Source organism: Serratia sp. CY33525 (genome assembly GCF_052169115.1).
Classification (GTDB): Bacteria; Pseudomonadota; Gammaproteobacteria; order Enterobacterales; family Enterobacteriaceae; genus Serratia; species Serratia sarumanii.
In genome coordinates, this window is sequence record NZ_JBJNLK010000005.1 from 186,043 (window position 1) to 212,556 (window position 26,514).

A 26,514-nucleotide genomic window follows, 5' to 3' on the forward strand; every position below is an offset into this window, starting at 1 on the left:
GAGAAAGGCAGGCGACATCGGCGTGCTTATCGCCTGGCCGGCAAATAATGAGTAAAGGAATCTGCGCAGCGAAGTAAACTGCGTTGGCAGTGTGCTAATGAGGTTGTTATGTTATTGATTTTGCGTGCCGTTCTCGCCACTCTTTTCTGTATTCTGGTGTGTATTTTCGGTTCTGTTTATTGCTTGTTCAGCCCGCGCAATCCCCGCCATGTGGCGACCTTCGGCCACCTTTTCGGCCGCCTGTCGACGCTGTTCGGCATCAAGGTTGAAACCCGAGTGCCGGCCGATGCGGCCAACAACGGCAACTGCATCTATATCGCCAACCACCAAAATAACTACGACATGGTGACGGCCGCCAATATCGTGCAGCCGCGCACCGTGACCGTCGGTAAAAAAAGTCTGGTGTGGATCCCGTTTTTCGGCCCGCTGTATTGGCTGACCGGTAATCTGCTGATAGATCGTGATAATCGCGCTAAGGCGCACGGCACCATCGCCCAGGTGGCGGAGCAGTTCAAAAAGAAAGACATTTCGATCTGGATGTTCCCGGAAGGGACCCGCAGCCGCGGTCGCGGGCTGATGCCGTTTAAAACCGGCGCGTTCCACGCGGCCATCGCCGCCGGCGTGCCGATTGTGCCGATCTGCGTATCGACCACCAGCGGTAATATAAATCTTAATCGCTGGAATAACGGTCACGTGATCGTCGAGATGTTGGCGCCGGTGGATACCAGCAAATACGGCAAAGAAAACGTGCGCGAGCTGGCGGCGCATTGCCGCGAGCTGATGGAGGCGAAAATCGCCCAATTGGACGCCGAAGTCGCCCAGCGCAACGCCGCCAAAAAATAAGAGTCTACCAGCTTCAAAGAATACGTTTTTAATTGGCGTTCAGCGCCGTTAACGCCTGAGCGCCTGCTAATCTTGATTGGCGGGCGTTTGGGTTTTGCACACGGTTTAGTTATTGCTTTTCATGGAGAAAATATGTCACTCAGTCGACGTCAGTTTATACAGGCATCGGGCCTGGCGCTGTGCGCGAGCGCCGTGCCGCTGAGGGCAGAGGCGAGCGGAACGCAGACCCCATTACCCATTCCTCCACTGCTGGAGTCTCGCCGCGGTCAACCGCTGTTCCTGACCCTGCAGCGCGCCCACTGGGCGTTTATGGATAACCGCAAGGCGGCGGTGTGGGGCATCAACGGCATGTATTTGGGGCCGACGGTGCGGGTTTACAGCGGTGACGACGTCAAACTGATCTACAGCAACCGCCTGCAGGAGCCGGTGGCGATGACCATCAGCGGTCTGCAGGTGCCGGGCACGCTGATGGGCGGCGCGCCGCGCATGATGTCGCCCAACGTCGACTGGTCGCCGGTGCTGCCTATTCGCCAGGCGGCGGCCACCTGCTGGTACCACGCCAATACGCCGAACCGCATGGCGCCGCACGTTTACAACGGGCTGGCCGGGCTGTGGCTGGTGGAGGATGCCGTCAGCAAAGCGCTGCCGCTGCCCAACCACTACGGCGTCGACGATTTCCCACTGATCATTCAGGACAAGCGCTTCGATAACTTCGGCACGCCGCAATACGATGCGCCGTCGCAGGGCGGTTTCGTCGGCGATACGCTGTTGGTCAACGGCGTGCAAAATCCGTATGTCGAGGTGTCGCGCGGCTGGGTGCGTTTGCGCCTGCTCAACGCCTCCAACGCGCGCCGCTATACCCTGCAGCTCAGCGACGGGCGCCCATTCAACGTGATCGCCAGCGATCAGGGCTTCCTGCCCGCGCCGGTCGCGGTGCAGCAGCTGTCGCTGGCGCCGGGCGAACGCCGGGAAGTGCTGATCGACATGTCGAAGGGCGAGGAGGTGACCATCACCGCCGGTGAAGCGGCGGGCATCATGGATCGCCTGCGCGGCCTGTTCGAGCCGTCGAGCATTCTGGTGTCCACCCAGGTGCTGACGCTGCGCCCGACCGGCCTGCTGCCGCTGGTGACCGACAACCTGCCGATGCGCCTGCTGGCGGATCAGCTGTTGGACGGCAGCGCCAGCCGCACCCGCGATTTCCGCCTGGGCGACGGCGGCGTCGGCATCAACGGCGCGATTTGGGACATGAACCGCATCGACGTGCAGGCGCAGCAAGGCACCTGGGAACGCTGGAACATTCATGCGGATACGCCGCAGTCGTTCCATATTCAGGGCGTGCAGTTCCTGATCAAACGTGTCAACGGCGCGCAGCCGATGGCGGAAGATCGCGGCTGGAAGGACACCGTCTGGGTCGATGGCGACGTCGAGCTGCTGGTGTATTTCAACCAACCTACCTCCGAACACTTCCCGTTCCTGTATTACAGCCAGACGTTGGAGATGGCCGATCGCGGCACCGCCGGCCAGCTGATGGTGCAGCCGACGATGTAATCTGCGCTGCGGGCCGCTTACGGCGCCCGCAGCATCTCCAGAAAGGCCTCTACGACCGGCGTGACGCTGTCGGCGCGGTAAACCGCGTACAGATCCGCCGGCGGCGCCTGCTGCAGCGAGCAAAAGCGGACGCCGGGCCACGGGATGCGGCCGTAGCTGTCCGGCAGCAGCGTAATGCCGCAGCCCTCCGCCACCAGCGCCAGCAGGGTTTGCGGTTCGTTGACCTGATAAGCGACGTCCGGCAAAAATCCCTGCTGCAGGCACAGATTGTGCAGATACAGCCCCAGGCTGGCCTCGTGCGGCGGCAGCACGATGAAACTGTCGTTCTGCAGCGCCGCCAGCGGGATGCTTTCCTGCTGCGCCAGCGGATGATCGAGCGGCAGCACCACGGCGATGCTCTCGCTCGCCAAGCGTTGGCAGGTCAACCCCGGCAGCGTCTGTTGCTGCGCCTCTCGCCAGACCCCGATATCGATATGCCGCTTTTGCAGCGCGGCGATTTGCTGGCTGGGCGTCAGCTCGTTCAACGACCAGGTGACGCCGGCGTTTTGCTCGCTGAACCGCCGCAGCGCCGCGATCAGGCCGCCCCAGGCCGAGGTGCCGACCATGCCGACCACCATGTGGCCGCCTTCGCCGCGCCCCATCTGTTGCACCTGATGCAGCGCGCTGTCGGCCTGATCCAGCAGCCGCTCGACGTTGCGCAGCAGCGTGCGGCCGGCTGGCGTCAGCGTCATGGAGCGGGTGGTGCGTTTGAATAGCACCACGCCGAGCTGGCTTTCCAGCTCCTTGATGTGCTTGCTGAGCGGCGGCTGTGACATATTCAGCCGCCGCGCCGCCTGGGTGAAGTTCATCTCTTCCGCCACCACGCGGAAATAGTGCAGCAGGCGGAAGTTAATCCGGCCGGGATCGGGCAGGGCATGGGGCTGATTCATCCGGGGTATCGCCTCCTTGTGACGCAGCTCAACTTATAGGTAAATGGAATAAATCGGCCGCCAAGAATGTATTGGTCTCGGCCGCGCCTCGCTCTCTACTATGGGGATTATTATCCCCCGCTGAAAGAGAGAATACGATGTTTAATCAAGAAGATGCTTTTACCTGCGCCGATGTCGTCCGCGCACGCCTGCCGGGTTTCCAGCCGAAAGCGGCCTTGATTCTCGGCTCTGGACTCGGCGCCCTGGCGGAGGTGATGACCGAAACCGTCACCATCGACTACGCGGAGCTGCCGGGCTTCCCGGTGAGCGGCGTCGCCGGCCATGCCGGGCAGCTGGTCGCCGGCAAGCTGGAAGGCGTGCCGGTATTGTGCATGAAAGGGCGCGGTCATTTCTATGAAGGGCGCGGCATGCAGGTGATGACCACCGCAGTGCGCACCTTCAAACTGCTGGGCTGTGAATTCCTGCTGGCGACCAACGCCGCCGGTTCGCTGCGCCGCTCGGTGGCGCCGGGCAGCCTGGTGGCCATCACCGATCACATCAATTTCATGCCGGAATCGCCGCTGGTCGGCGCCAACGACGAGCGCTTCGGGCCGCGCTTCTTCAGCCTGGCGAACGCCTACGATCGCGATCTGCGCGCCCGGCTGGCGGCGGTGGCCGAAAGCGCGGTCATTCCGCTGGCGGAAGGGGTGTTCGCCGCCTACACCGGGCCGAATTTCGAAACGCCGGCGGAGATCCGCATGATGCAGACCCTGGGCTGCGACGTGGTGGGCATGTCGATCGTGCCGGAAGTCCTGACGGCGCGCCACTGCGGCCTCAAGGTGCTGGTGGTGTCCGCGATGACCAACTACGCCGAAGGGCTGTCGGATACGCCGCTCTCCCATGAACAAACGCTCAGCTGCGCGGCGCTGGCGGCGGACGATTTCATGCGCCTGATCCGCGAGCTGTTCAAAACGCTGTAACACCGCAGGCAAACCGGCGGCGGGCTGCAGGGGGCCCGCCGCACCAATCATCGTTGAAAGCATAATAACAAGGTGATGGCGATGGCGATAAAAGCACGATTGAAGGTCATGATTTTCCTGCAGTTCTTTATCTGGGGCGCCTGGTTGGTGACGCTGGGCTCCTACATGATCAACACGCTGCATTTCAGCGGCATGCAGGTGGGGATGGTTTACAGCGCCAAAGGCATCGCCGCGCTGATCATGCCGGGGCTGGCGGGCATCATCGCCGATCGGTGGATGAAGGCCAACTACCTGTATGCGCTTTGTCACCTGCTCGGGGCGCTGGCGCTGTACTGCGCGGCGCAGGTCGAGCAACCGATGCTGATGTTCTGGGTGATGCTGTTCAACGCCATGGTCTATATGCCGACCATCGCGCTCTCTAACGCCATTTCCTATTTTTGTCTCGAAAAGCACGGCTTTGACACGGTGAAGGACTTTCCGCCGGTGCGGGTGTACGGCACGGTGGGGTTCATTCTGGCGATGTGGCTGGTCGGCTTCAGCCGAATCGAGCTCAGCAATCTGCAGCTGTATCTGGCTTCTGCGGCGTCGCTGCTGCTGTCCGCTTATTCACTGACGCTGCCGCGCTGCCCGACCAACCGCGCGGCCGAGTCGAAGAGTTGGGTGAGCGTGCTGGGGCTGGATGCGCTGGTGCTGTTCCGCCAGCGGCGCATGGCGCTGTTTTTCCTGTTCGCCATGTTACTTGGCGCGGCGCTGCAGATAACCAATACCTTCGGCAACCCGTTCCTGCACGATCTGTCGCTCAACCCGCTGTATCAGGACAGCCTCAGCGTCCGGTATCCGGCGGTGCTGCTGTCGCTGTCGCAGATCTCCGAAGTGTTCTTTATCCTCACCATTCCCTTCTTCCTGCGCCGTTACGGCATCAAGCAGGTGATGCTGATCAGCATGGCGGCCTGGACGCTGCGCTTCCTGTTCCTGGCCTATGGCACGCCGGTCGGCTTTGGTTTCGTTCTGCTGCTGCTGTCGATGATCGTCTACGGCTGTGCGTTCGACTTCTTTAATATCTCCGGCGCCATCTTCGTCGAGAAAGAGGCCGATCGCCGCATCCGCGCCAGCGCGCAGGGGCTGTTCATGACCATGGTGAACGGTTTGGGCGCCTATCTGGGTGCGCTTGCCAGCGGCGAGGTGGTGGACTTCTTCAGCCATGACGGCGTGAAAGACTGGCAGAGCATCTGGCTGGTGTTTGCGCTGTATACGCTGGTGTTGGGGATCGTGTTCGCGTTGAGCTTCAACTATCGCCACCCGCCGCAGGAGAGCGCGGCGGCGGCGCAGTAAGGCAGAAGGCGCCGCGTGACGGCGCCTTGAAATGTCAGGCCTGCGGGAAGCGCTGTTGCAACTGCTGCCGGTCCGGCGGATTGGCGGCGCCGAGGCTGGCCACCACGCAAGCGGCGACCCGGTTGGCCAGATCGACCGCCTGCGGCAGTGGCCAGCCGGCGGACAGGCCCGCCAGCAAACCGGCGCAGTGGGCATCGCCCGCGCCGATGGTGTCGACGACGTCTACCGGATAGGCGGGCACGTGCAGCGGCGGCGTGCGGCCGTCGCAGATCCACGCGCCGTCGCGATCCAGGCGGCAGACCAGCGTCAGGTTACGGGCGGCGGCATAGCGCTGCGCGGCCTCCACGGCGTCGCCGCCGCCGCACAGTGCGGCCACTTCGTCGCGGTTGAGTGTCAATAGGGTGTGGCTGTCGCTGAGCATGGCGAAGAAATCTTCGCTGAGCTGAGCGATGCGCGGGCCGGGATCGATCAGGCGCGGTTGGTCGAACGGCATGCGCGTCAGCCACTCGCGTAGCGCCTCGCCGCTTTCGCCTGCCAGCTCGTAGCCGCTGGCGTAGATCAGGGTGTGCTCCGTCAGCGGCAGCGTCGCCAGCTGCGCTTTATTCCATTGGCTTTCGCAGCCGGAAACCGTGATGAAGGTGCGTTCGCCGTTCGGCTCCACCAGCGCCAGGCACCAGCCGTTGTCCATCTGGCCGTGGCGCAGCAGCACCTCCAGCCCCAGCTCGCCCATGGCGGCTTCGGCAGCCGCGCCCCATTCGCCGTTGCCAACCGGCATGCCGTTAATCACCGGCGTTTCCAGGCGCACCAGCGCGCGCGCCACGTTGAACGCGCAGCCGCCGATTTGCCGCGCCTGCGGCTGGGCTTCGATATCTTCGCCGCTGGTCGGCAGGCGCGGCAGCGTCATCACCAGATCGCCGACCGCGCCCCCAATCACCAGGACAGGTGTTACAGCTTCCCACTCACTCATTGATGTTCTCTGCGTTGGGTCAGGTACAGACCGTAAGCGATCAGACTCACCGCGAACGACACAAACAGCCCCAGGCTGGAATCGGCGAACAGGCCTTTGGCCAGCGGGCCGTCGATAAAACCGGTTTTGGTGACCAGCAGGCCGCACAGGGCGCCGAGGAACCAGCAGAACAGCGGGGCTTTGCGCACGCCGCGGTTCTGGCCATGCAGGCCGTACAAAGCGTTGCCATCATACCCGTGGCGGCGGCGCAGGCACAGGTAATCGAGCAGGAAAATCGCCTCCCAGGCCGCCAGGAAGACGCCGCAGAACACCAGGAAGGAGATGAACGGCCCCATGAAATCACCGGAGATGAACAGCACATACAGGGCGATGCCCAACACCACCACCGCGTCGATCGACACCGCCAGCCACTGCTTGACCTGCACGCCGATAGTCAGCAGGTTAAGGCTGGCGGAATACAGGCTGAGCACCGCGATGGTGACGATGCCGGCGGTGGCGGCCAGCAGATAAGGAATGGCCATCCAGGCGGGCAGCACCGAGCCTATCAGTGCGATGGGGTTGGCGGCGCTGGCCAGATCGGGCAGCTGCACGGAAAGCAGGATGCCGGCCAGCATCAGCAGCATCAGCGGCAAACAGGCGCCGCCCATTACCGCGGCGAAAATGCTTTTGCTCGACGAGCTCGGGCTTTGATAGCGGCTGTAATCGGCGCCGGCGATCGCCCAACTGATGCCGGTACCGGCGGCAATCACCGATACCGCCGGCAGGAAGCCGGTCAACCAGCTGCCGGAAGGCAGCGCCAGCACCTGGCTCCACTCGGTGTTGAACAGGATATAGAGCACCACGATCAGCGTCATGGTGCCGAAGATGCGGCTGAACCAGCTTTGCATCCAGACCACGGTATTTTGCCCCAGCAGGCTGACGATGACAGTGAGCCCGCCGAACAGCAGCAGGCTGAGCGCGGTCAGCAGGTGGCTGCTACCCAACCCGAAGGCCTCGAACAGCGCCGCCAGCGTCAGGGTGCCGGTGATCACGTTGACCGCTTCCCAGCCCATCAGGTTGATCCAACTGAACAGGGTGGGCGCCACGTTGCCCTTCAGGCCGAAAATCACCCGCGAGAGCGTCAGCGTAGAGGTGCGCCCGCGCTTGCCGGCGAAGCTGGTGAGACCGACCAGCACGAAGCTGGCGACGCCGACCAGCGCGGCGAGTACCGATTGCAGGAAGGATAAGCCGAAGCCGACGATAATGGCGCCGTACACCACGCCGAGAATGCCGATATTGGCCGCCGACCAGATCCAAAACAGCTCGATGGGCTTGCCGGTCTGTTCCGCGTCCGGCACCCGATCGATACCGGTGCTTTCTACCTTCCATGCTTCATTGCGATTGATATCGGTCATAGCAAATGATCCCTGTAGCGCAGGGCCGCGAGGGCCGCCGCAGTTGACTGAAAATCGATTCCGTTGGCGCGGTTGACGCCGGCTATTCCGTTGTCGGTGAAGACGCCGATTCCGCGCAGTGTGTAGCGGCTGAGACCGCCGGGTCTGTCAAAGTGAGGGCGGTATCAGCCTTATCGGGTGAGGCACGTCGGCCGCACGGCGCCAATGAGTGTAGTCAAAGAGTGGGTCTGCAGCGGGGTTTGGCGAAGCGGGAACGTTTCTATTTGCCGACATCGATCCGTTGCGCCCACCGCGAGGGGATCCTGTGATGTGGCTATGAGCAGTGAGCAAGCTATCCATTAGCTACGTTGCTTATTCTCGGCCGTTTGTGCTGACAGTATATCCCCGCTGCCGGCCATCAAGGGTATCCTTTAGGGCTGGCAGCGGGTTTTTTATTGTTTTTAAAGTGGGTCCCTGGTGTTGGTGCGATTGATGTATCAACATCAATAAGCACAGATTACGCGCGATCTAGATCCAATGAAAGTCCATTAGGCAAAAATTGTGATGCCACTCTGAAAACATTAGCGATATTTTAGTTAAGGTGAGGGGCTTATCGCCGGATCGGCGATAGGATAAAAAACGAAATCCAGACAAATGGCATAGGTAAGAGGGCGGGCGAATGACGGATTTTATGGCCTGGCTGCGTGGCCATCTGGCGCAGGGGGCGGTAGCGCCGCGTTATATTCAGCTGGCGATGGCGATAGAAACCGCGATCAGGCAGCAGGTGCTGGCGGCGGAGGCGTTTTTGCCGCCCGAACGGCAGATGGCGGAAGGCCTGGCGCTGTCGCGCGTCACCGTCAGCAAGGCGATGAAACTGCTGGAGGAGAAGGGGCTGATTTTGCGACAGCAGGGCGTTGGCACCCGCGTGGCGATGCACATTGGCTATTCCCTCGATAAGGACAGCGGTTTCACCGCTCAGGCGCTGCGTCACGGCAGCAGCGTCAGCAATCGATGGCTGCTGCGCACCCGGGTCGGCGCGCCGGCCAAGGCCGCGGCGGCGCTGGGGCTGACGGAAGGGGATGAGGTGGTCAAACTGCGGCGTTTGCGCTTGCTGAACGGCAGCCCGGTCTCGCTGGAAACCACCTATATTCCGCCGCGCTTCCTGCCCGAACCGGGGCAGCTGGAACATTCGCTGTATGCGTTATGGCAATCGCGCGGCATCGTGCCCGAAGATAAACACTTTCTGCTGAAGGCGGTATCCTGCAGCGACGAGGTTGCCGAGCTGCTCAACGTGCCGTGTGGCGCGCCGTTGTTGCACATCACCCAGACCAGCCGCAATGCCCAGGGTGAGGCGCTGGAGTTCAGCGATATCTTGTGCCGCAGCGACGTTTATGAATTCGAAGTGAACGGTTAGCGAAATAACCATGCTCTTTTTGCAGCTAGTGCGTATAATCGCCGCCCGGCGATTAATTAACCTGTAAAAAGAGCAGCAGAATGTGGGGGAGTGATCAATTTTACATAGGTAAGGTCGCAAGGAAATTCGGCACAAGGCCGCGTGAGAGCTGGCTCAGGAGGGGAATTATTGATTTTGCATAAGCGCCGCAAAAATGATTGAAAAGGTCAAATATTGCGTTTTATTTTGCACAACTTAGATCATTGAGTAGTTCTGATTTGAACAGCTTTTAATACATTTTGATTTCAAGCGATGACCTTGAGCAATAAATTCTTAAAGCTCAAGGTATTAGCCTTTTGAATTCGCTATATTTACAGTGGAGTTTGTTGCGCTTGACGCATCCCCTTGCAAAATCTCTCTAACTTTCTCATCGCTCAAATGTTCGAGCATCAGTGCTGCCTTTTTCTGCCTCTGATTCAGGTTAATCAGATGCAAGTTATCCTCCTCGGTCAGGGCCAACAAGGTCTTAATCCCCTCTCTAATAAGCACATTTCTCAGAGACTCGGTTTCACTCTCACTAAGAACTGACATCATGTCGCAAATGAACTGGACGTTGGCCTTCAATGGAGTAGCTCTAGCGGTTTCTTTCTCTTGGCTCGACACTCCGTAAAGAATCCAATTTGAATCTACCCCCTCTGCATCTGCAATCTGTTTAACAACATTAGGGCGTGGCTGTGATTCCCGAGCTGTTAAATAGTTGTTTAGCGTGGCGTACTTGATTCCCCAATCGTCTGCAGCCTGCCTTCTTGAGCGTGTCCCAATCAGATGTAGCAACCGATCTTTCATGGTTTCTTTGCTCTCACTTCGAAAAGAAATTTCTTCCATAGAGTTGTTCATAACTTACTTTTCCTGTAACTCGCTGATTTTAAGTGATTTATTTTGATTTCTTTTTTATTAAAATTGAATCCAAAAGAAAATTAAATTGTTGACTTGGTTTCTTTTGGACTCTATTCTTTCATCTGACCGGATAACCCACAGGGATTATCTGCGCGGATAACTTTTTAGGGTAATCGAATGATGAAAAGAAATGAAGTGGTCTGTGTTGACTGGCACCGTGCGGACATCGTTGCCGCTATACACAAGCGAGGCAAAACCATGCGTGATCTTTCCATCGGCGCTGGTTTGTCTGCAGATACGTTGAAAAATGCATTGTCCCGGAAATACCCGAAAGCTGAAGGCATTATTGCTGAAGCCATCGGAGAAGAGCCGGCCACCATCTGGCCTAGCCGTTACAACAAACAACAGCAACAGAAGGTGGCGTAATCATGTTTCTCTGCGTGAATGAGCTAATCGGTTTGCCAGGTATGCCTGGCACTGCACCAGGGGTGAGAGCTGCTCTGAATAAGCGCGCTGGCACTTCACCGGAAATGAAACAAAAGCGCACCGGCACCAAGGCTTTTGAATATCACATTGACTGTTTACCGGCGAAAACGCAGGCGGCAGTGCGTGAACAGCACTTTAATCACCTTTTAAAGGCCGATGAAAAGCCCGTTAAGGTTGTTCGTCAGCCATCAATTAGCGCCAATGATCAGTTGCAAATCCTGCGCAGCTGCCCAGCGATTTTGCAGAAAAAAACGGCAGAGCTAACAGCCGAGCAACGTGCCGCCGCTGATGCCCGTTCCCAAATAGTGGATCAAGTACTTCGTTTGGAGCGAGATGGTTTGTCACGTATCAAAGCCATTAACTTCATTTGTGACCGGTCACGTAAAAAAGAACTGCCTAACCATCTGCAATATGCCGTTGATATTGCCAATGCACGTAAGGGCAACCGTGTTGGGATTGGTTCTCGCACCCTCAATGGTTGGGTGGTTGATTATCTGAGAGCTGCCGATGGCGCTGAACGTTTGGCTCTGCTGGCCCCTGGCTACCATCGGCCAAAACCTGTTGAGTCTATTAACTGGATGCCGCTTTTCATGGCCAACTATCGGACGACGAACGGGGTTTCGATGGCTGAGGCGTATGAAGGGTTTTGCGCGGACTGGAAAGCTCAATATGCAGATCAACCGGCCATGCTCGCGGCAGTACCGTCAATTTTTGCAGTGCGCCGCGCCATGGACAAAATGCCGCTGGTTGTTAAACAACGCGGGCGAGTAACCGGTTCGGCTTATCGTGCGCTGCAAACCTATGTTAAGCGTGACTGGTCACAGATGCCGGTTAATGGCGTGTGGATCGGCGATGGCCACAGCATGAAAATGAAGGTAGCCCATCCTGATCACGGCAGACCATTCACTCCGGAGATTACCCTGGTGATTGATGGTCGTACTCGCTACGTGGTTGGCTGGAGCCTGAGTCTCGCAGAGAACGTGATAGCGGTCGCCGATGCACTGCGCCACGGCATGGAACGGCATGGCATTCCATTACTGTATTACTCGGATAATGGCTCTGGTCAAACGGCAAAACTGCTGGATGCTGATATCACCGGTATTCTCCCCCGCCTTGGGGTTGATCACCCAACTGGTATTCCTGGGAATCCACAGGCTCGCGGCATCATCGAACGCCTGAACAAAGAGATACCCGCGAGAATTGCCAGGAAGTTCGCAACCTATAACGGCAAATCTGCCGATAGGGAAACCGTCCGTTTAACCAGCGTCGGCATTAATTCTGCGTTCACTGCGCTGGGGAATAATAAAGAACTCAATGAAGTCCAGAAACGCGCCATCAGCAAGCTGCCTTCATGGAATCAGTTGATTGATGAAATCGAACAAGAAATTGAACGCTACAACACCCAGCACCGCCATAGTGAACTGCCGCGCAAGAACGATGGCCGTCACTATACAGCGGCAGAGTATCGGGCCGAGTTGCTGGTTGAAGAACCTATTGAACGCCTGTCTGAGTTGGAACTACGGGATATGTTCCGCCCAAGTGTGGTGCGTGTGGCTCAGCGTGGATGGATAAGCCTCTATAACAATAACTATTTCTCGGAAGAACTGATTTATGTCGACGGCGAAAATGTTCGCGTCGAATTCGATATTCATAATGCTGAAAGCGTCATTATTCGCCGGCTGGATGGTTCATATGTTTGCACAGCGATATGGAACGGTAACACCCGCGCGGCATTCCCTGTTGAATATATCGAGAAAGTGAAGAAAGACCGCCATAGCCGCCGTATGGCGCTGGTAATGAACAAAGCCGATGAAATCAATGCCGAACTGAACCCACTCCTTACAGCGGACGCAGCGCCTGATTACAGTGCGTTATTGAATGGATATCAGCCTGTTGGTAATGAGCCGGAACCGATGTTCTTTTTTGAGTCAGATAAAGAAGAATATTTGCAGAAGCAATTAAATAAAAAAGCGGCTATTTGACGCCCATCAAAAGCCGCTAATTCATTAACCGGAGAAGATTATGACTATTCAAAACGAACTTGTCGAGTTGATGGAACGTAAAGGCCTGAGTCAAACCCAGGTCGCCCGCGCTATCGGCATGAGTCCAGCCACTGTCAGTACGTGGTTACGGGGCAATTATGCCGGGCGTTCGGACGAGGTTGCAGAACTCGTTTCCGCACTCATTGCACGCATGGCTGAGAAAGATAAACAACAGCGCATTAAGGCGGAGTTTGTCGCGACATCGACCAGTAAAAAAGCAATGGAGTTGATTACCCTGGCCCATGTGGATGGTGAGATCAATGTGCTTTACGGCGAAGCTGGTCTGGGTAAGACAATGACGGTAAAAGCCTATGTGGCCAAGCATCGTGATGCCATCCTCATTGAAGCCGATCCAGGCTATACCGCGCGTGTCGTTCTGGAGGAACTTTCAAACAAGCTGGGTCTGACTGTTCGCGGCAATATGCATGAACTGAGCGAGGCTTGTATCAATAAGTTAATGGACTCGGGGCGAGTGCTGATAATTGATGAGGCAGAAAACCTGCCCTATCGGGCTCTGGAGTCTATTCGCCGTATCCATGATAAAACCGGTATCGGCGTTGTGCTGGTCGGAATGCCGCGCCTTATTATTAACCTCAAAGGTAAACGCGGTGAATTTGTTCAACTCTATAGCCGCGTGGCTTTTGCTCTCAATATCGGCAATGCCTTACCTGCTGGCGATATCGACACCATTGCCGGTAGTTTACTGCCAGAAGATAAACGGGATGAGCTGAGCGACGTGCTTTATCAAGAGTCGAAAGGTAATGCCCGTCGTTTGTTCAAATTGTTGCGCGGTGTTATTCGTACTAGTGCGATCAATGAGATTCCTGTCAATGCCAAAGCAGTGCATCAATTTGCACAAATGCTGATTAACTAAGGGGGAATTATGTGCCAGTTACCGATAAACAATCCTAAGCTGATGGCCCCAATTAATTGCCTGATGCGTGCTGGATTAACCGTCGTTGAGTTTAACGGAAAATATCGTTTGCCGATTATCAAAGTCAATAAACCTCTGGCGTCGTGGGTTAATGACGCCTTCGAAATGACCGAGTGTAAAAACGGTATTTATCGTACCGTCAATATGTACATCTGGCGGGGAGCCCGCATTGTCTGGGAGAACAGCAATGGCAAAGGTAATCATTGAAATAACGGGGAAAGGCAGCAGGTTTAGAATCAGATGTAAAGCAGATTGCACTGACGATGATAATGCCAGGGTGAAGGCCGTAGCGCATTATCTTTCACGAGGCTTGATTGGTTATGTTTTCACAAAACTGAGAAAGTCAATATATAAGCCAGTACGTAGAACAGTAAAGGTGAAATCAAATGTCCATTGAAAACAAACAATTTACCGAAACCACTGCCCCAGAAGGCTATTGGGTTGACGCAAAAGGTGTATTAACCCCCGAAGGTCTTATTAAGGATATTGATAAATCTCGCGATGCCCTGGTAGGTGAAATCATCCTTAAAGCCATTTCGTTAAATAAGGTTATGGCAGAATTCAAACAATCCACTTTTGCAGATATTGCCGCATTTGTTGATTTATCTGCCAATGAATACAACGTCAAACTCGGCGGTAAGAAAGGCAATGTCACGCTGTATACGTTTGATGGTCGCTATAAGATCCAGCGAGCGATGGCAGACCGGCTGGCTTTTGATGAACGTCTGCAGGCGGCAAAGGCATTGATTGACGAATGCCTCACTGACTGGACGGAAGGTGCCAAGCCAGAGCTGCAGGTGTTGATTAACCGTGCGTTCTCGACAGATAAAGAAGGCGAAGTCAGCACCAGCGCCGTTCTGGCACTGCGGCGGTATGATATTGCCGATACCCGTTGGCAGTTGGCAATGAAAGCGATCGGCGAAGCATTACAGGTGATCGGTAGCAGTGCCTATGTTCGCGTCTACGAGCGGATCGGCGACAGTGACCAATACACGCCTATTTCCCTTGATATGTCGGCGGTGTGAGATGGGGTCTAAAGCCAAGTTATTTAACCAGCAATATGCTGTGGGAAGTACGTTTATTCATCAACCCAACCGAACATTACGCGGTGGCCCGGCAGTAAGAACGGTTGATGTTGCCAGGGATCTAAAATCAGCGACGGTAGTGGAAATCAATGTTGCGCCTTACTTTGTCAATATTGAGTCATTAACGCCGGCAGGCTGAATTTAAACGTAAATAAACAACTTTTTAATTATGGCGTAAACCCGCAGGGGGCGCTTACGCCTAAATCATGAGGTTCTGAAATGGAAAAAGAATTTTATGTTTCTCGTCGTTGTGTCTGGAGTGGCGTCTTAATTATTGGTGTGGTGTGGGTGAGCAGCCTGATTTGGCTTGGTTCAATTATCTGGGGGTAATTATGAGTTTTTATAAAATTGATAAGAAAGCGGCTATTCAGGCATGGGATTTTGAATGCCTCAAACGCAAAGAGCTGAACGATAAAGCCAAAGAATTTGCGAATAAGTTCGGTGCTAAACCCGTCTATAACACGGATGCGACCCGCCATCATTTTTATGCTGTAGCGTTCCCTAATGGCGTACCAACGTTCGGCCATCCTTCCCTGTGGACGGCAGCCACGTCGGCCAATCGCTACACCACCACACCGAAACGCAAAGCGCCAACGGGGTTGAGTAAAGAGTCACGGGCACTATGGGCGCTGTGGGATGAAGGCTATCCCGGTGAGGCGGTATCCCGCGAACATTTATGGTCAAGTCTCGGTTTGGATTGGGGAATGCTATTTCTCTGTGGTATTGCGATTTTCCGATTTAAAGACACGATTTATTTTAATACCAGCGCCAAGCCTGACTTGGATTTTGGCGCGGTGGAAATAACCGGCACTGAATATTCTACGGCTGCTGAGGATTATAGAAATGGGAAATAATAAATCTAAAAGCGAGTTAATCCGTTTGGCCCTGGCTAAGCGTGGCCCATCAACAGCAGCAGAATTAGCTGATGGCCTTGACGTTGAGGTTAACAATGTTGGTGCGTTGCTAGCGTGGGATGTCAACCACGGCCGAATTGATCGTGGATGGAAAGGCAAGCTGCGTATTTATGGTTTGCCAGGGACAATCAAAAATCCATCACCTGTTATTCCTCGCGCAGCTCGTAAAAAGATTGAGCCGCTGGAACTGCCTCGACCGGATATCACGTCTGCTGACAGTTTCTGGTCACTGGCAGAAAAAGCCCGCCTTTGTGAGCAGGTTAATCAGTTTGCCGATGCAGCCCCGTTGTGGCTTGTGGCGGCGGATTTAGCCACCAGTGCAATCAATCAGCATTGGTGTCGTAGCCGTTCTGATTTTTGTGTGCGTGGCTGGAAATATCCAGGGGTGGCCGAATGAAACGTTATACCCCGGATTGCTCAGTGCATATGTCGCATGAAATCGCATTTATGCGTGAAATACCCGACGGCGGATATGTGGAATACCAAGACCACGCGGCAATTAAAGTACAGCGAGATAATTTGGCTATTCGAGTAACTGCCCTGGAAAAAGAAAACGAACGGTTACGTATATCGCTGGGAGATATCAATGGCTAATTTTCTTACCGTAACAGACTGTCAGCACCTGGATAGCGGTGTAAAACGCGTTTACAACCTGACGAACAAAGCTTCGGTGATCGAATATCCCCGATTACCTACACGTTCTCGTTTTCAATTTTACGATCCACGAGGCAACAAGGTTCACACCAATGCTGCTCGAGTGGAAATGAAACAAGCCGTTGAGCGTCATAAAAAACTGTGGAGGTTCGAGTGAATACCGATGACAGCATTGAAATCATTGGCCGTATGACCGGTGGCACCTACGTTGCCCGATACCAAGGTAAGCAAGCCTCCAACACGGCCAGCGCCAAAGGTGCGGTAGAACGGCTAGCAGGTAAGATTTTCGGCCCCCTGCAGCGGGTTACGGTAACACGGATCAGTGAAGGCCTGGAATATCAGGCAGGGACATTCCGGGTGACAGTCGATGAAACCCAAAGCTGCTGTATCTGTGGGTGTACCTGGCGCAAAGCCTGCATCGGTGGTTGTCACTGGGTCAGCGGGGATTTGTGCAGCGCATGTGTAAAAGGAAAAATATGAATATCAATCAGATTATTATAGCGATTAAGGAACAACTGCCGGCTGGGCTGGAAGCATGGCAACAATCGAATGGCGCTAAAACTACACTTGGTTTTATACATGCGGCAAATCCTGAGGTTGTAGCAGCCCTTTTGGCTGAATTGGACATTTGTGTGGAAGTGCAAACTCCTGCTGCTTGGGAAAATCGCCTCAGTGGTCGTTTGATTTCCTGCGAAGAATATGAGCGTAGCTACGCAGGTACAATCAACGTTGAACAGGTTTACTTTCCTCTTTATCGATAGTTTCGCGGTCATTACAGCAGGTGCTTTACGGAGTGCCTGCGATAATGGCAATAAAAATCGCGGAGTAAATATTATGGTTTTAACACCATCACAACGTGGCCTTATCGGAGCGATTAAAGCCGGTCAGGCTTTTCTAGGTTGGGACGATACAACTTACCGTCAGGCACTGGCCCGGCTTTGTAATGGTAAAACCTCGTCAACTAAATGCAGTCTTGAAGAATTGCAGACTGTAAGAGAATATATGCATGAACAGGGTTTTCCTCGGCAGGCAGCTAAACATGGGCGTAGGCCGCGAGTTTCCAACTCACACAAGGCTTTATTGTCAAAAATTGAAGCTATGCTTGCAGATGCGAAACGGCCATGGAATTATGCCGAGGAAATGTGCGATCATATGTTCCAGGTTAAACGCATCGAATGGTTGACTACTGAGCAGTTAAGTAAACTCATGCAAGCGCTTATTATCGACGCCAAAAGGCGTGCGAAACGAGAAGGTAAATAGCTATGGAACTTGAGCAGGTGAAGAAATTGCTGCCGGAGTCAGTCTTGCAGATAGCTGATTTGATCGGCTACCCGGCAACCCAGCGCCTGCTTGAGCTTTTTGGCGGTACAACTTTCCCCGTAGGTAAAGGGTTACGTGCTTTGGGTGCCACACGAGCTTCGATGCTGCGCGAGGCTATTGGTGCTGATAATGCACGACTTTTGGTTAAGCACTTTGGCGGGGAGGTTCTTTACCTGCCCCGGTGCGATCGGGCTCTACGCGAGTTGCGAAACCGCTCATTTCTGCATGAGTTTACCGAACTCCGCGATAGCGGAGTTTCATCATTAATGGTTATGACGCGGCTTTGTCCAAAGTATGGATTTAGTGATCGTTTTGCTTGGGGGCTTTTGGCTGAAAATAAAGCAAATACATCATCACAGCAAGACTCTTTATTTTAAGGATGGATGTAATGAAATTAAAATCAATTTCTCTCGGGGTGTTTTTATTTGCTGTATCATCTTCTGTTATGGCAATCGATGGTTATAAAGGCGTTAAATTTGGCGCTAGTTTTAATGAGCTTAACGCAAGTAAGTTATGTACTTGGAAAAAATATGACGGAAATATTGTTAATGGTATAGATTCGTACGTATGCAAAAACTTCAAGTTTTCTGGTGGGAATACGTTTGCTGTGGCATTTTTCATCGATGGAAAGTTTGAAAGGCTTGCGATTCCCATCGGAAATAACACCATGTCGGTCATTGATAGCTTAAAGAAAAAATATGGTGAACCATCGTCAAGTTTTACATCTGAGGAATTTGAACGAGCTCAATCATTTGGTGGTGACATTAACGTGAGATTTGATAAAGATACAATCATCATCAACGTGACCCGTGATCCAGAAACGAAGCAGGATAAAACACACCTGATCTATACATCTCCTCAATACGATGCTATGTATAAAAAACTGCAGGAAAAAAGTATTGAGGGTGACATCTAAATTAAATTACCACTGAACCCTTTCAACTGAATTCATCATCCCCCACTCGTAATACTGGCACCATCTAAATCAATTGGATGGTGCTTTTTTATGTTCACTCCCGAATCTTTTTGCCGTGCTGTCAGCATCACCCCGGCACTATCACAACGGTGGTTTGATCTGCTGGTTTCTACGATGGCGGAATTCGGCATTGATACCCCACAGCGGCAAGCGGCGTTTCTCTCGCAAATCCGCGTTGAGTCTGCCGGATTCAAGCGCACCGTCGAAAACCTCAATTATTCCGTGCCCGGCCTGTTGAACACATTCCCACGCAAACGCATCAGCCGCGTCGATGCTGAACGACTGGGGCGTAAAGCCAGTGAGGTCATCGTTCCGACCGCACGACAGACGGAGATTGCCAACCTGGTTTACGGCGGTCGCTATGGCAATGTGGATGCGGAGGATGGCTGGCGATACCGTGGCCGGGGCCTCAAGCAGATCACCTTTTACGATAACTATTTGCGCTGTGGCCATGCCCTGGAACTGGATTTAATCGCACATCCAGAGTTGCTGGAAATGGATGTTCATGCGGCCAGTTCTGCCGGCTGGTTCTGGTTCGACAATGGCTGTAATGCCTATGCTGACCGCGCCGACATTGCCGGACTCACCAGCGTAATCAATGGCGGCGATAACGGCCTGGCTGAACGCCAGAACTACTTTACCCAGGCAAAGGGCGTCTTATGCCGCTGAGAACCTTTTTTCTGAGCCGCCTCGCTGAGCTTGTGACCAACCCCGCCACCGGACGTCTGTCCACGTCTGATACGACTTTGGTCGGCGCGTTCCTGGTTGCTTCCATCGTGCTGATCTGGGTGACGGCCGCTGGTCATCTTGAAGAGTGGTTGTATGTCGCTTACCTGGGTGCATTTGTATTCCAGTCCCAGGCTTCCAAACACGTGGCCATCAAACGCGATAAAGCCACCGCCGGAGGGACTTCTGATGCCAACTGAGTTCTTCATTCTCCCTTACCTCTGGCAACACGTTAAAACCTACTGGCTTGCCTACCTGTTGGCTTTGGGCTGCGCGGCGTTGGCTTACAAGGTGGGCGCAGGTACACGCGCCAATGAGCTGCAGGCATCACAGACCACCATCAGCCAACTACAGGCGCAACGCGCCCACACCGCCGAGCAGCAAGCGATGGCATTGGCCGAGGCTGTGGCCAAATACCAGCAAGCGGAGCTGAAAGCCCAATTACTCGCCAGGCAATTGCAACAACGTGAGCAACAGTTGCAGCAGACCTCAACCAAGCTGAAAAAGGCAATCAAAGATGCGGTTAAAAATGATGTGGGCTTTACCGGTATTGGCCCTCGCGGGCTGTGTCTCTACACCTCCGCCCTCGGCTATTCCGATTGTGACGAACGTCTGTCCGATGCCGCCCCCGGAGCTGCTGGCCATTCCACCGAAACCGCCAGCGCCGGTGGCGGACTCTCTGCCGGTGGCATCATCAATCACGCCGCCGACTACGGCGAATGGTGCCAAACGCTAGAAGCCAGGCTGCGAGGGCTCAACGCCTGGTACAAGCGGGAGGGGGCCCCATGAACACCGATCTCATCGTCAACACCGTGTTGGGCCTGGCTACGGCCGGACTCATTGGCTTTGTTCGCTCACTCTTTAATGAACTCAAAGAGCTCCGGCGCTCGATAGAGGCCATCCGCGCCGATTACCAGCGCCGTGATGATGCCATGCGTACTGAGAACTCATTTTTTCAATTGCTACAAGACGTTAAACGCACAGTAGAACACATCGACCAAAAATTAGACCGCAAAGCGGATAAAGGAAACCATCATGGTTAAACGCACGACGCGTCATCGTCGGGGGCCGGCAACCACAACAGAGCTGGCGCTGCTGTCCGAGATCAATCAACGCCTGGAACGGATTGAGAACAACATCGACGAGGTGAAATCCGTTGCTACACGCCAGGGCGCGATTGCCGGTGGTGTCGCCGGGACGATTGGTGGTGGTGTTGTCACTACCGGCATCCTCTTTATTAAAGCTCGATTGGGGCTGTAGGTATGGCGTACTCGCCGGAAATAAGGGACAAGCTGCGCAGGGCTTATATCTTCGGGCAGATGTCGCTGGAGATCGCCGCATCGCAGGTAGGCGTGTCTTTCGTCTCCGCTCGCCGCTGGAAGAAAGAGGCGCAGGATAAAGGCGATGATTGGGATGCATTGCGCTCCGCGCATGTGCTTGCAGGCGGCACAGTGGAAGAAACCGGCCGCGCCATTTTAACCAGCATGCTCGTCCAGTATCAGACAACGATGGAGCTGCTGACCAATGACAGCGAGTTGAAAGCCCCTCAGCGTGTCGAACTGCTGGCCAGCCTGGGCGACTCGTTCAACAAGGCCATTTCGGCCAGTAAGAAAATCCTGCCTGAAACGAACCAGTTGGCGATTGCCCTGGATGTGATCAACAAGCTCAGCGCCTTCATTGCCGAAAAGCACCCTCAGCATCTTGTGGCGTTCGTGGAAGTGTTAGAGCCCTTTGGTGAAGAGGTTGAGAAACTGTATGGCTGACAAACTCATTAAAGTCTCGGATGGCCAATACGTGATGGCCAGCCAGGTCATCCGCGTAGAACGCCGTGAGTACAGCGATTATTGCACCGTTGTAACCAGCGACGGCGAGCGGCTTTCGCTGACGCCTGGTTATGGTGAACCCATCTATAAAGCGCAGGCGCGTTTTATCAATACCGTCAACGAGGCGTTGGCCAGCGATGAGGATTAATGCCTCTTTAACAGGCGTTTAAATATGGCTAAAAAATTCTCTGCGCGTGACTTCAAGTTAGAGCTCGCCGAACTTGCCGCCAGCCTGCGCCGTACTATTGAGGCGGAGGATGTCGGCTTTGATCCTTCTGCTACCGCCATCGCGCAACGTCGGGATCATGTGAATGACCCGGCTGGCGGGTATGCGTATTTTGTCGAGAACTATTTCCCGCACTACGTCCGCCACCAGGATAAAAGCGAGCTGCATAAATACCTGTTTAAGCGGTTGCCGGAGATTGTGGCCAGTGATAAAGGCGAGAACGATGCCATAGCGGCTCCGCGTGGCGAAGCCAAATCTACCCTGGTCAGTCAGTTGTTCGTGCTGTGGTGCATCATTCGCGCCATCAAGCATTACCCGGTCATCGTAATGGACTCCATCGACCAAGCCTATCCGATGCTGGAAGCCATCAAAGCTGAACTGGAGTTCAACCCCCGTTTGCTGATGGACTTCCCGGAGGTGTGCGGTCAGGGCCGCGTGTGGCAGATGGGGACTATCCTCACCCGCAACGATATCAAGGTGCAGGTGGCCGGCTCAGGCAAAAAACTGCGTGGCTTGCGGCATGGGCCATACCGTCCCGATCTGTGTGTGCTGGACGATATTGAGAACGATGAGCAGGTACGTAATCCGGATCAGCGTGACAAGGTTGAGAACTGGCTCAAAAAGACCGTGCTGCCGTTAGGCGGTGCTGGCGCGAAATTCGATGTGGTCTACATCGGCACCATCTTGCACTATGACTCGGTGTTATCCCGCACGCTCCGCAATCCGCTATGGCGGTCTGCCCGTTTCAAAGCGTTGATCGCCTGGCCCCACAACATGGAGCTCTGGGACAAGTGGGAGGAAATCCTGCGCAATAACGATCAGGACGGTGAATCGCTGGCCAATGCCTTCTATCTGCTGCACCAGTTGGAGATGGAAGCCGGTGCGGTGGTGTCCTGGCTGGCTCGCCCTCTGCTTACCTTGATGTTGATCCGCGCCAGGGATGGTCACAGTACCTTTGATGCTGAATATCAGAATGACCCAGTCAGCGGCGAAGATGCGCCATTTACTGGCTGCATCAATTTCTGGGTGAACCGTCTGAATGAATGGCTGTTTTACGGTTCCTGTGACCCTTCACTTGGGAAGGCTGGGGCAAGCCGTGACCCGTCAGCGCTACTCGTCGGCGGCTTTAATCGACACACCGGCATTCTGGATGTGGTTGAAGCCCGCATCCGCAAGCGTGTTCCCGATCGGATTATTTCCGACATCATCGAGCTGCAGCGCGAATATGCCTGCCTGGTCTGGGCGATTGAAACCGTCCAGTTTCAGGAGTTTCTGCGCACGGAGCTGGTGAAGCGTTCGGCCATTGCCGGAGTTCCCGTTCCCGCCCGCGCCGTGCAGCCCCATACGGATAAATTGTTGCGCATCGAATCGCTGCAGCCACATATGGCCAACGGCCTGATCCGCCTGCACCCGAGCCAAAACACCTTGATTGACCAACTGCGTCATTTCCCTAAAGCCGATCACGATGATGGCCCGGATGCCCTGCATATGCTCTGGGCGCTGGCGGTGTCGGGTGCCGGCAATTTTAATTTTACCCGCGTTCCGCGCCGTGGCGACAGCCGTGGTAGCCGGTTCGGTTCTGGAGGTTGGTAATGGTACAAATCCTCGACCAGTTTGGTCGCCCGATTAATCGCGAAGTGTTGAAGACGCCCCAGACAACCAAGATGGCGAGTCTCAACCGCATGTGGCCGGAACATCCTTCTAAGGGGATGACCATTCGCCGGCTACCGCGCATCCTGGAAGCGGCTGAGCGCGGTGATTTGGCCGCACAGGCTGACCTGTTCGAGGACATGATCGAACGTGATGGTCACATATTTTCTGAGATGGCCAAGCGCAAAAACGCCTTGCTTACCCTGGACTGGAGTATTGAGCCCCCGGAGAACGCCACGGACGAAGAGAAGAAGATAGCTGAGATGGTGTCCGCCTGGATGAAGGATATCCCGGAGTTTGAAGATATTACCCTCAATGCTGCCGACGCGATCGGGCATGGCTTTGCCGCACAGGAAATTGAAAAGTGGGAGCTGGAAGACAAAATCTGGCTCCCAAGCAAAATCAAGCTGCGCCCACACCGTTGGTTCTGTACCAATCCAGAAGCCGGCGATGAGATCCGCCTCAGTGATGGCAGCATGAACGGTGCCGAGCTCTGGCCTTTCGGCTGGCTGGTGCATACCCATAACGCCAAATCCGGGTATGTGGCCCAATCAGGGCTCTATCGCGTGCTGGTGTGGCCATACCTGTTCAAGAACTACGGCATTCGTGATCTGGCCGAGTTCCTGGAGATCTACGGTTTACCTGCACGCGTCGGCACCTACCTCGCCGGTGCGACGGACGACGACAAAGACCGATTATTAGAAGCCCTGGTGACGTTAGGGCATGATGCCGCTGGCATTATCCCCGAAGGCACCAAGATTGAATTCTTGACGGCGGCCAGCGGTCAGGCAGATCCGTTTGTTGCTATGGTCAACTGGGCCGAACGTACCGCATCAAAAGTCATTCTGGGGGCAACGCTCACCAGTCAGGCCGACGGCAAAAGCTCCACCAATGCCCTCGGCAAGGTGCATAACGATGTCCGTCACGACATTTTGATCGCCGATGCACGTCAAATCGAGGGTTTCTATCGCGGTTTCATCCGTATGTTATTGGCCATCAATGGCTATCAGGTGAGCTCTCGCCGCCAGCCACGACTCGTCTTTGATACCCGCGAACTGGAGAACATCAAGGAGTTTGCCGAGGGGGTGTCTACCCTGGTGACGGCAGGTCTGAAAACTATCCCGGCCTCTTGGGTACATAAGAAAATTGGTATCCCTCTTCCCCAGAAGGGCGACGAGGTATTGTCCCCCCCGGCTACTGCACCGGTATTGCCTGGTGCGCGATTGTCACAGCAACAATCCCGGTTCCGTTCCTTTGCCGCGCTGAGCACGGAAGCGGATATTGACGACCCGTCGCAGGTGGCACTGGATAATGCTCAGACGGTGCCAGAAGCCATCAACAACGCCATGCAACAGTTGATAACCCCGTTGGTTACTGCGCTCAGTCAGGGCAATACCCCGGATGATGCACTGGACATCATCGCAGCCAGCTATCCCGATCTGGATGATAGCCAGCTGCAGCAGTTGCTGAGCCAGGCTATCTTTGTCGCTGATATCTGGGGGCGTCTGAATGCCGACAGCTGATGTGGATCTGGCCTATGCCATCGGGTTGAAACCGGCTGAGGCCATTCGCTACTTCGAGAGTAAGGGCTATACCCTCGGTTTCAACTGGCATGACGTTGAAGCACGAGCGCACGCAACGGCATTCACCGTAGCCGGTGTACTCAAAGTGGACGTGCTGGAGGACATTCGCAAAGGGTTGACGAGCAGCCTGCAGGAAGGCAAGACACTCGCCCAGTTTGAAAAGCAACTGATGCCTTACCTGGTGCAAAAAGGCTGGCTGGGTAAAGGCCTGGTGGCCGATGAAGATGGTGTGTTGGAAGGGAAGCAACTGACGCCGCGCCGGCTACGTACCATCTTTGAAACCAATATGCAGTCCAGCTACAACGCTGGCCGCTATGAAGAACAGTTGGCCAACGCGGAGTTTCGGCCGTTCTGGGAGCGAGTTGCCGTCATGGACAGGCACACACGCCCACGTCATGCGGCCCTCAATGGGTTTACTGCCCGCTATGATGATCCGGTGTGGCAGTTTATGTATCCGCCCGATGGTTATGGATGCCGTTGCCGTGTCCGGGCGCGTTCGGCTGCCGACGTCGAGCGGTATGGCATCCAGGTTCAATCCAGCGAGGGGCGCATTGTCACAGTGCAACAAGCCTGGGGGCCGAGCGATACGCGGGAAGTCCAGGCATTGCGCATCAACAATGAGCTTTATACCCCGGATGCCGGCTTTGGCCATAACCCTGGCCAGGGCAACCTGGCCGCGCTGGGACAACGACTCATGGACAAGTCAGCGACTGCCACGCCACGGTTAGCCTCAACAGCCGTCAACGAAACCCTGGCGGATAAAACCGTGTTAAATGCTGTTTCAGGTGGCGTTAAACGCTGGGTTGATCAGGTGCTTATCCGCCAGAAGCCCAGCGGTGACCTGCACCATCTGGGGGCGGTTTCGCCTGAAACACTCACCGCGCTGGAGAGGCGCGGCCGTACGCCGACATCGGCGATTTTGTCCGTCAGCGATCATGCTGTTGTTTCTTCACCTGGGCCACTGTGGCAAGAGTTGCCAACATTACTGCGTTCGGCAGAAGCGACGCTGTTGGATGGGGATAGCCTGGTGTATGTTTGCCGCCAGGGTAAGCAGCAATTCGGCGTAGTTGCCACACTGGATACTGACGTTTCGGGGCTTGCCGTCACGCTGATGCATCAAGGGGCGGCACTCACGTCGGCACAGATGCAACAACTTGGCCAACTCCCTGTCGTTAATGGAGGGCTGTAATGTCTGCGGTCTATCACATCACGTACAATGTCTCCGACTTTGAGAATGCCCTGGGCGAGCTCATCAAGAAGCTGGAGCATCGCGAACCGCTGATGCGCGAGCTGGCGGCGGCAATGGGTGATGCCGTCGAGGAGAACTTCAAGAATCAGGGCCGTCCTGCCTGGATGGGATGGAGTCCTGCGTATGCCAAGAAACGTGCGGGCGGTAAAATCCTGCAGCGCTCCGGGCGATTGGTCAGCAGCATTAGCCAGCAGAGCAGCAACGATGAGGCATTGGTCGGCACCAATGTTGTTTACGCTCGCATTCACCAGGAAGGCGGCAAGATCAACATCCCGGCACGCAGTCAGCGGGCGTACTACCATCAGCGCAAGGATGGCTCGCTCAACAACCGGTTTGCCAGGAAATCGAAAGCCAACTACAGCGAATGGAATACAATACCAGGCTATCAAATCAAGATGCCGGCGCGGCCATTCCTGCACCTGACCGAAAGCGACGTTGATGACATGGAAGAGACGGCAAAAACCTATCTTCAGCGCGTTATTGATTCATAAGCTAAAACGCCCTGTAACGTCCGTGGCGCACTTTTCTTTCCTCCGCCTACATACGTTCGTCTCTACACCCGTTTGGCGTTTTTAAAAACGGTTTAAAAACGATTGGGCGTCTTG

34 protein-coding genes are annotated in these 26,514 nt (G+C 55.0%); 30 read left to right on the forward strand and 4 right to left on the reverse strand.

Features of this window, described 5'->3' with window-relative positions:
- Positions 1–108: 108 nt before the first annotated feature.
- Both ACJ8IM_RS14760 and ftsP read left to right on the forward strand, forming a co-directional pair.
- Complete coding sequence (locus ACJ8IM_RS14760; protein ID WP_033636057.1) at positions 109–843, forward strand: 1-acylglycerol-3-phosphate O-acyltransferase; 735 nt, start codon at positions 109–111, stop codon at positions 841–843.
- Between the two features lie 132 nt (positions 844–975).
- The gene (gene ftsP, locus ACJ8IM_RS14765; protein ID WP_033654827.1) at positions 976–2,391 is read left to right on the forward strand and encodes a cell division protein FtsP; all 1,416 of its coding nucleotides are present in this window, start codon (positions 976–978) and stop codon (positions 2,389–2,391) included.
- A 17-nt stretch (positions 2,392–2,408) separates the two neighbouring features.
- Here the strand turns inward: ftsP and ACJ8IM_RS14770 are convergent, their stop codons facing one another.
- Entirely contained in the window at positions 2,409–3,320 is a 912-nt protein-coding gene (locus ACJ8IM_RS14770) for a LysR family transcriptional regulator (protein ID WP_033654828.1), read from the reverse strand.
- Between the two features lie 137 nt (positions 3,321–3,457).
- Between ACJ8IM_RS14770 and xapA the strand changes: the two genes are divergently transcribed.
- Together xapA and ACJ8IM_RS14780 are read left to right on the forward strand one after the other, a co-directional pair.
- Positions 3,458–4,279 (forward strand): xanthosine phosphorylase, encoded by an 822-nt coding sequence (xapA, locus tag ACJ8IM_RS14775; protein ID WP_033654829.1) that lies wholly within the window; start codon positions 3,458–3,460, stop codon positions 4,277–4,279.
- An 81-nt stretch (positions 4,280–4,360) separates the two neighbouring features.
- The gene (locus ACJ8IM_RS14780; RefSeq protein ID WP_033649108.1) at positions 4,361–5,611 is read left to right on the forward strand and encodes a nucleoside permease; all 1,251 of its coding nucleotides are present in this window, start codon (positions 4,361–4,363) and stop codon (positions 5,609–5,611) included.
- Positions 5,612–5,645: 34 nt separating this feature from the next.
- Here the strand turns inward: ACJ8IM_RS14780 and ACJ8IM_RS14785 are convergent, their stop codons facing one another.
- Both ACJ8IM_RS14785 and ACJ8IM_RS14790 read right to left on the reverse strand, forming a co-directional pair.
- Positions 5,646–6,578 carry a PfkB family carbohydrate kinase gene (locus ACJ8IM_RS14785; protein ID WP_060438204.1) on the reverse strand — a complete coding sequence of 311 codons (933 nt, stop codon included), beginning with the start codon at positions 6,576–6,578 and terminating at the stop codon, positions 5,646–5,648.
- Positions 6,575–7,972, reverse strand: coding sequence for a purine-cytosine permease family protein (locus tag ACJ8IM_RS14790; RefSeq protein ID WP_033649075.1), 1,398 nt, complete (start codon positions 7,970–7,972; stop codon positions 6,575–6,577). Before ACJ8IM_RS14790 ends, ACJ8IM_RS14785 begins: the two co-directional genes overlap by 4 nt.
- Positions 7,973–8,630: 658 nt before the next feature.
- Here ACJ8IM_RS14790 and ACJ8IM_RS14795 point away from each other — a divergent pair.
- On the forward strand, positions 8,631–9,365 hold the full coding sequence (locus ACJ8IM_RS14795; RefSeq protein WP_033654833.1) for a GntR family transcriptional regulator: 735 nt from the start codon (positions 8,631–8,633) through the stop codon (positions 9,363–9,365).
- 327 nt (positions 9,366–9,692) lie between these two features.
- Here ACJ8IM_RS14795 and ACJ8IM_RS14800 read toward each other — a convergent pair whose 3' ends face one another.
- Positions 9,693–10,241 carry a hypothetical protein gene (locus ACJ8IM_RS14800; protein WP_308317426.1) on the reverse strand — a complete coding sequence of 183 codons (549 nt, stop codon included), beginning with the start codon at positions 10,239–10,241 and terminating at the stop codon, positions 9,693–9,695.
- Between the two features lie 180 nt (positions 10,242–10,421).
- Here ACJ8IM_RS14800 and ACJ8IM_RS14805 point away from each other — a divergent pair, with 180 nt between their 5' ends.
- The 25 genes from ACJ8IM_RS14805 to ACJ8IM_RS14925 all read left to right on the forward strand — a co-directional run bounded on the left by ACJ8IM_RS14805 (position 10,422) and on the right by ACJ8IM_RS14925 (position 26,400).
- Complete coding sequence (locus tag ACJ8IM_RS14805) at positions 10,422–10,667, forward strand: helix-turn-helix domain-containing protein (protein WP_308317429.1); 246 nt, start codon at positions 10,422–10,424, stop codon at positions 10,665–10,667.
- A gap of 2 nt (positions 10,668–10,669) precedes the next feature.
- Positions 10,670–12,709, forward strand: coding sequence for a Mu transposase C-terminal domain-containing protein (locus ACJ8IM_RS14810; protein ID WP_308317427.1), 2,040 nt, complete (start codon positions 10,670–10,672; stop codon positions 12,707–12,709).
- Positions 12,710–12,749: 40 nt separating this feature from the next.
- Positions 12,750–13,643 (forward strand): AAA family ATPase, encoded by an 894-nt coding sequence (locus ACJ8IM_RS14815; RefSeq protein ID WP_442516239.1) that lies wholly within the window; start codon positions 12,750–12,752, stop codon positions 13,641–13,643.
- Positions 13,644–13,652: 9 nt separating this feature from the next.
- Positions 13,653–13,910 (forward strand): hypothetical protein, encoded by a 258-nt coding sequence (locus ACJ8IM_RS14820; protein WP_308317547.1) that lies wholly within the window; start codon positions 13,653–13,655, stop codon positions 13,908–13,910.
- 179 nt (positions 13,911–14,089) lie between these two features.
- A complete protein-coding gene (locus tag ACJ8IM_RS14825; RefSeq protein WP_308317546.1) occupies positions 14,090–14,728 on the forward strand; it encodes a DUF3164 family protein in 639 nt (212 codons plus the stop codon).
- Between the two features lie 392 nt (positions 14,729–15,120).
- Positions 15,121–15,642, forward strand: a complete 522-nt coding sequence (locus ACJ8IM_RS14830; protein ID WP_308317544.1) for a hypothetical protein — start codon at positions 15,121–15,123, stop codon at positions 15,640–15,642.
- Positions 15,632–16,099 (forward strand): ANR family transcriptional regulator, encoded by a 468-nt coding sequence (locus ACJ8IM_RS14835; RefSeq protein ID WP_308317543.1) that lies wholly within the window; start codon positions 15,632–15,634, stop codon positions 16,097–16,099. The genes ACJ8IM_RS14830 and ACJ8IM_RS14835 overlap by 11 nt, the downstream gene beginning before the upstream one ends.
- Positions 16,096–16,296 carry a hypothetical protein gene (locus tag ACJ8IM_RS14840; RefSeq protein WP_308317542.1) on the forward strand — a complete coding sequence of 67 codons (201 nt, stop codon included), beginning with the start codon at positions 16,096–16,098 and terminating at the stop codon, positions 16,294–16,296. The genes ACJ8IM_RS14835 and ACJ8IM_RS14840 overlap by 4 nt, the downstream gene beginning before the upstream one ends.
- Entirely contained in the window at positions 16,289–16,513 is a 225-nt protein-coding gene (locus tag ACJ8IM_RS14845; protein WP_308317541.1) for a hypothetical protein, read from the forward strand. Before ACJ8IM_RS14840 ends, ACJ8IM_RS14845 begins: the two co-directional genes overlap by 8 nt.
- Positions 16,510–16,836 (forward strand): hypothetical protein, encoded by a 327-nt coding sequence (locus ACJ8IM_RS14850; protein WP_308317540.1) that lies wholly within the window; start codon positions 16,510–16,512, stop codon positions 16,834–16,836. The genes ACJ8IM_RS14845 and ACJ8IM_RS14850 overlap by 4 nt, the downstream gene beginning before the upstream one ends.
- Positions 16,833–17,117, forward strand: a complete 285-nt coding sequence (locus tag ACJ8IM_RS14855; protein ID WP_308317539.1) for a hypothetical protein — start codon at positions 16,833–16,835, stop codon at positions 17,115–17,117. Before ACJ8IM_RS14850 ends, ACJ8IM_RS14855 begins: the two co-directional genes overlap by 4 nt.
- Before the next feature lie 73 nt (positions 17,118–17,190).
- Positions 17,191–17,616 (forward strand): gp16 family protein, encoded by a 426-nt coding sequence (locus ACJ8IM_RS14860; protein ID WP_308317550.1) that lies wholly within the window; start codon positions 17,191–17,193, stop codon positions 17,614–17,616.
- 2 nt (positions 17,617–17,618) lie between these two features.
- Positions 17,619–18,053: a Mor transcription activator family protein gene (locus ACJ8IM_RS14865; protein ID WP_308317538.1), complete on the forward strand. Its 435-nt coding sequence runs from the start codon at positions 17,619–17,621 to the stop codon at positions 18,051–18,053.
- A gap of 11 nt (positions 18,054–18,064) precedes the next feature.
- Positions 18,065–18,592, forward strand: coding sequence for a hypothetical protein (locus ACJ8IM_RS14870; RefSeq protein WP_308317537.1), 528 nt, complete (start codon positions 18,065–18,067; stop codon positions 18,590–18,592).
- Positions 18,593–18,682: 90 nt separating this feature from the next.
- On the forward strand, positions 18,683–19,321 hold the full coding sequence (locus ACJ8IM_RS14875) for a glycoside hydrolase family 19 protein (RefSeq protein ID WP_308317536.1): 639 nt from the start codon (positions 18,683–18,685) through the stop codon (positions 19,319–19,321).
- On the forward strand, positions 19,312–19,578 hold the full coding sequence (locus ACJ8IM_RS14880; RefSeq protein ID WP_308317535.1) for a hypothetical protein: 267 nt from the start codon (positions 19,312–19,314) through the stop codon (positions 19,576–19,578). Before ACJ8IM_RS14875 ends, ACJ8IM_RS14880 begins: the two co-directional genes overlap by 10 nt.
- Positions 19,568–20,167, forward strand: coding sequence for a hypothetical protein (locus tag ACJ8IM_RS14885; RefSeq protein WP_308317534.1), 600 nt, complete (start codon positions 19,568–19,570; stop codon positions 20,165–20,167). Before ACJ8IM_RS14880 ends, ACJ8IM_RS14885 begins: the two co-directional genes overlap by 11 nt.
- A complete protein-coding gene (locus ACJ8IM_RS14890; protein ID WP_060423590.1) occupies positions 20,164–20,421 on the forward strand; it encodes a hypothetical protein in 258 nt (85 codons plus the stop codon). The genes ACJ8IM_RS14885 and ACJ8IM_RS14890 overlap by 4 nt, the downstream gene beginning before the upstream one ends.
- Positions 20,414–20,638: a hypothetical protein gene (locus ACJ8IM_RS14895; RefSeq protein WP_174575208.1), complete on the forward strand. Its 225-nt coding sequence runs from the start codon at positions 20,414–20,416 to the stop codon at positions 20,636–20,638. Before ACJ8IM_RS14890 ends, ACJ8IM_RS14895 begins: the two co-directional genes overlap by 8 nt.
- Positions 20,639–20,640: 2 nt before the next feature.
- Positions 20,641–21,141, forward strand: coding sequence for a DUF1804 family protein (locus ACJ8IM_RS14900; protein ID WP_308317533.1), 501 nt, complete (start codon positions 20,641–20,643; stop codon positions 21,139–21,141).
- A complete protein-coding gene (locus tag ACJ8IM_RS14905; protein WP_308317532.1) occupies positions 21,134–21,349 on the forward strand; it encodes a hypothetical protein in 216 nt (71 codons plus the stop codon). Before ACJ8IM_RS14900 ends, ACJ8IM_RS14905 begins: the two co-directional genes overlap by 8 nt.
- Positions 21,350–21,373: 24 nt before the next feature.
- Positions 21,374–23,020: a phage terminase large subunit gene (gene terL / locus ACJ8IM_RS14910; RefSeq protein ID WP_308317531.1), complete on the forward strand. Its 1,647-nt coding sequence runs from the start codon at positions 21,374–21,376 to the stop codon at positions 23,018–23,020.
- Positions 23,020–24,600 carry a DUF935 domain-containing protein gene (locus tag ACJ8IM_RS14915; RefSeq protein WP_308317530.1) on the forward strand — a complete coding sequence of 527 codons (1,581 nt, stop codon included), beginning with the start codon at positions 23,020–23,022 and terminating at the stop codon, positions 24,598–24,600. The genes terL and ACJ8IM_RS14915 overlap by 1 nt, the downstream gene beginning before the upstream one ends.
- Positions 24,587–25,849, forward strand: a complete 1,263-nt coding sequence (locus ACJ8IM_RS14920; protein ID WP_308317529.1) for a phage head morphogenesis protein — start codon at positions 24,587–24,589, stop codon at positions 25,847–25,849. The genes ACJ8IM_RS14915 and ACJ8IM_RS14920 overlap by 14 nt, the downstream gene beginning before the upstream one ends.
- A complete protein-coding gene (locus ACJ8IM_RS14925) occupies positions 25,849–26,400 on the forward strand; it encodes a phage virion morphogenesis protein (protein WP_308317528.1) in 552 nt (183 codons plus the stop codon). Before ACJ8IM_RS14920 ends, ACJ8IM_RS14925 begins: the two co-directional genes overlap by 1 nt.
- Positions 26,401–26,514: the final 114 nt, after the last annotated feature.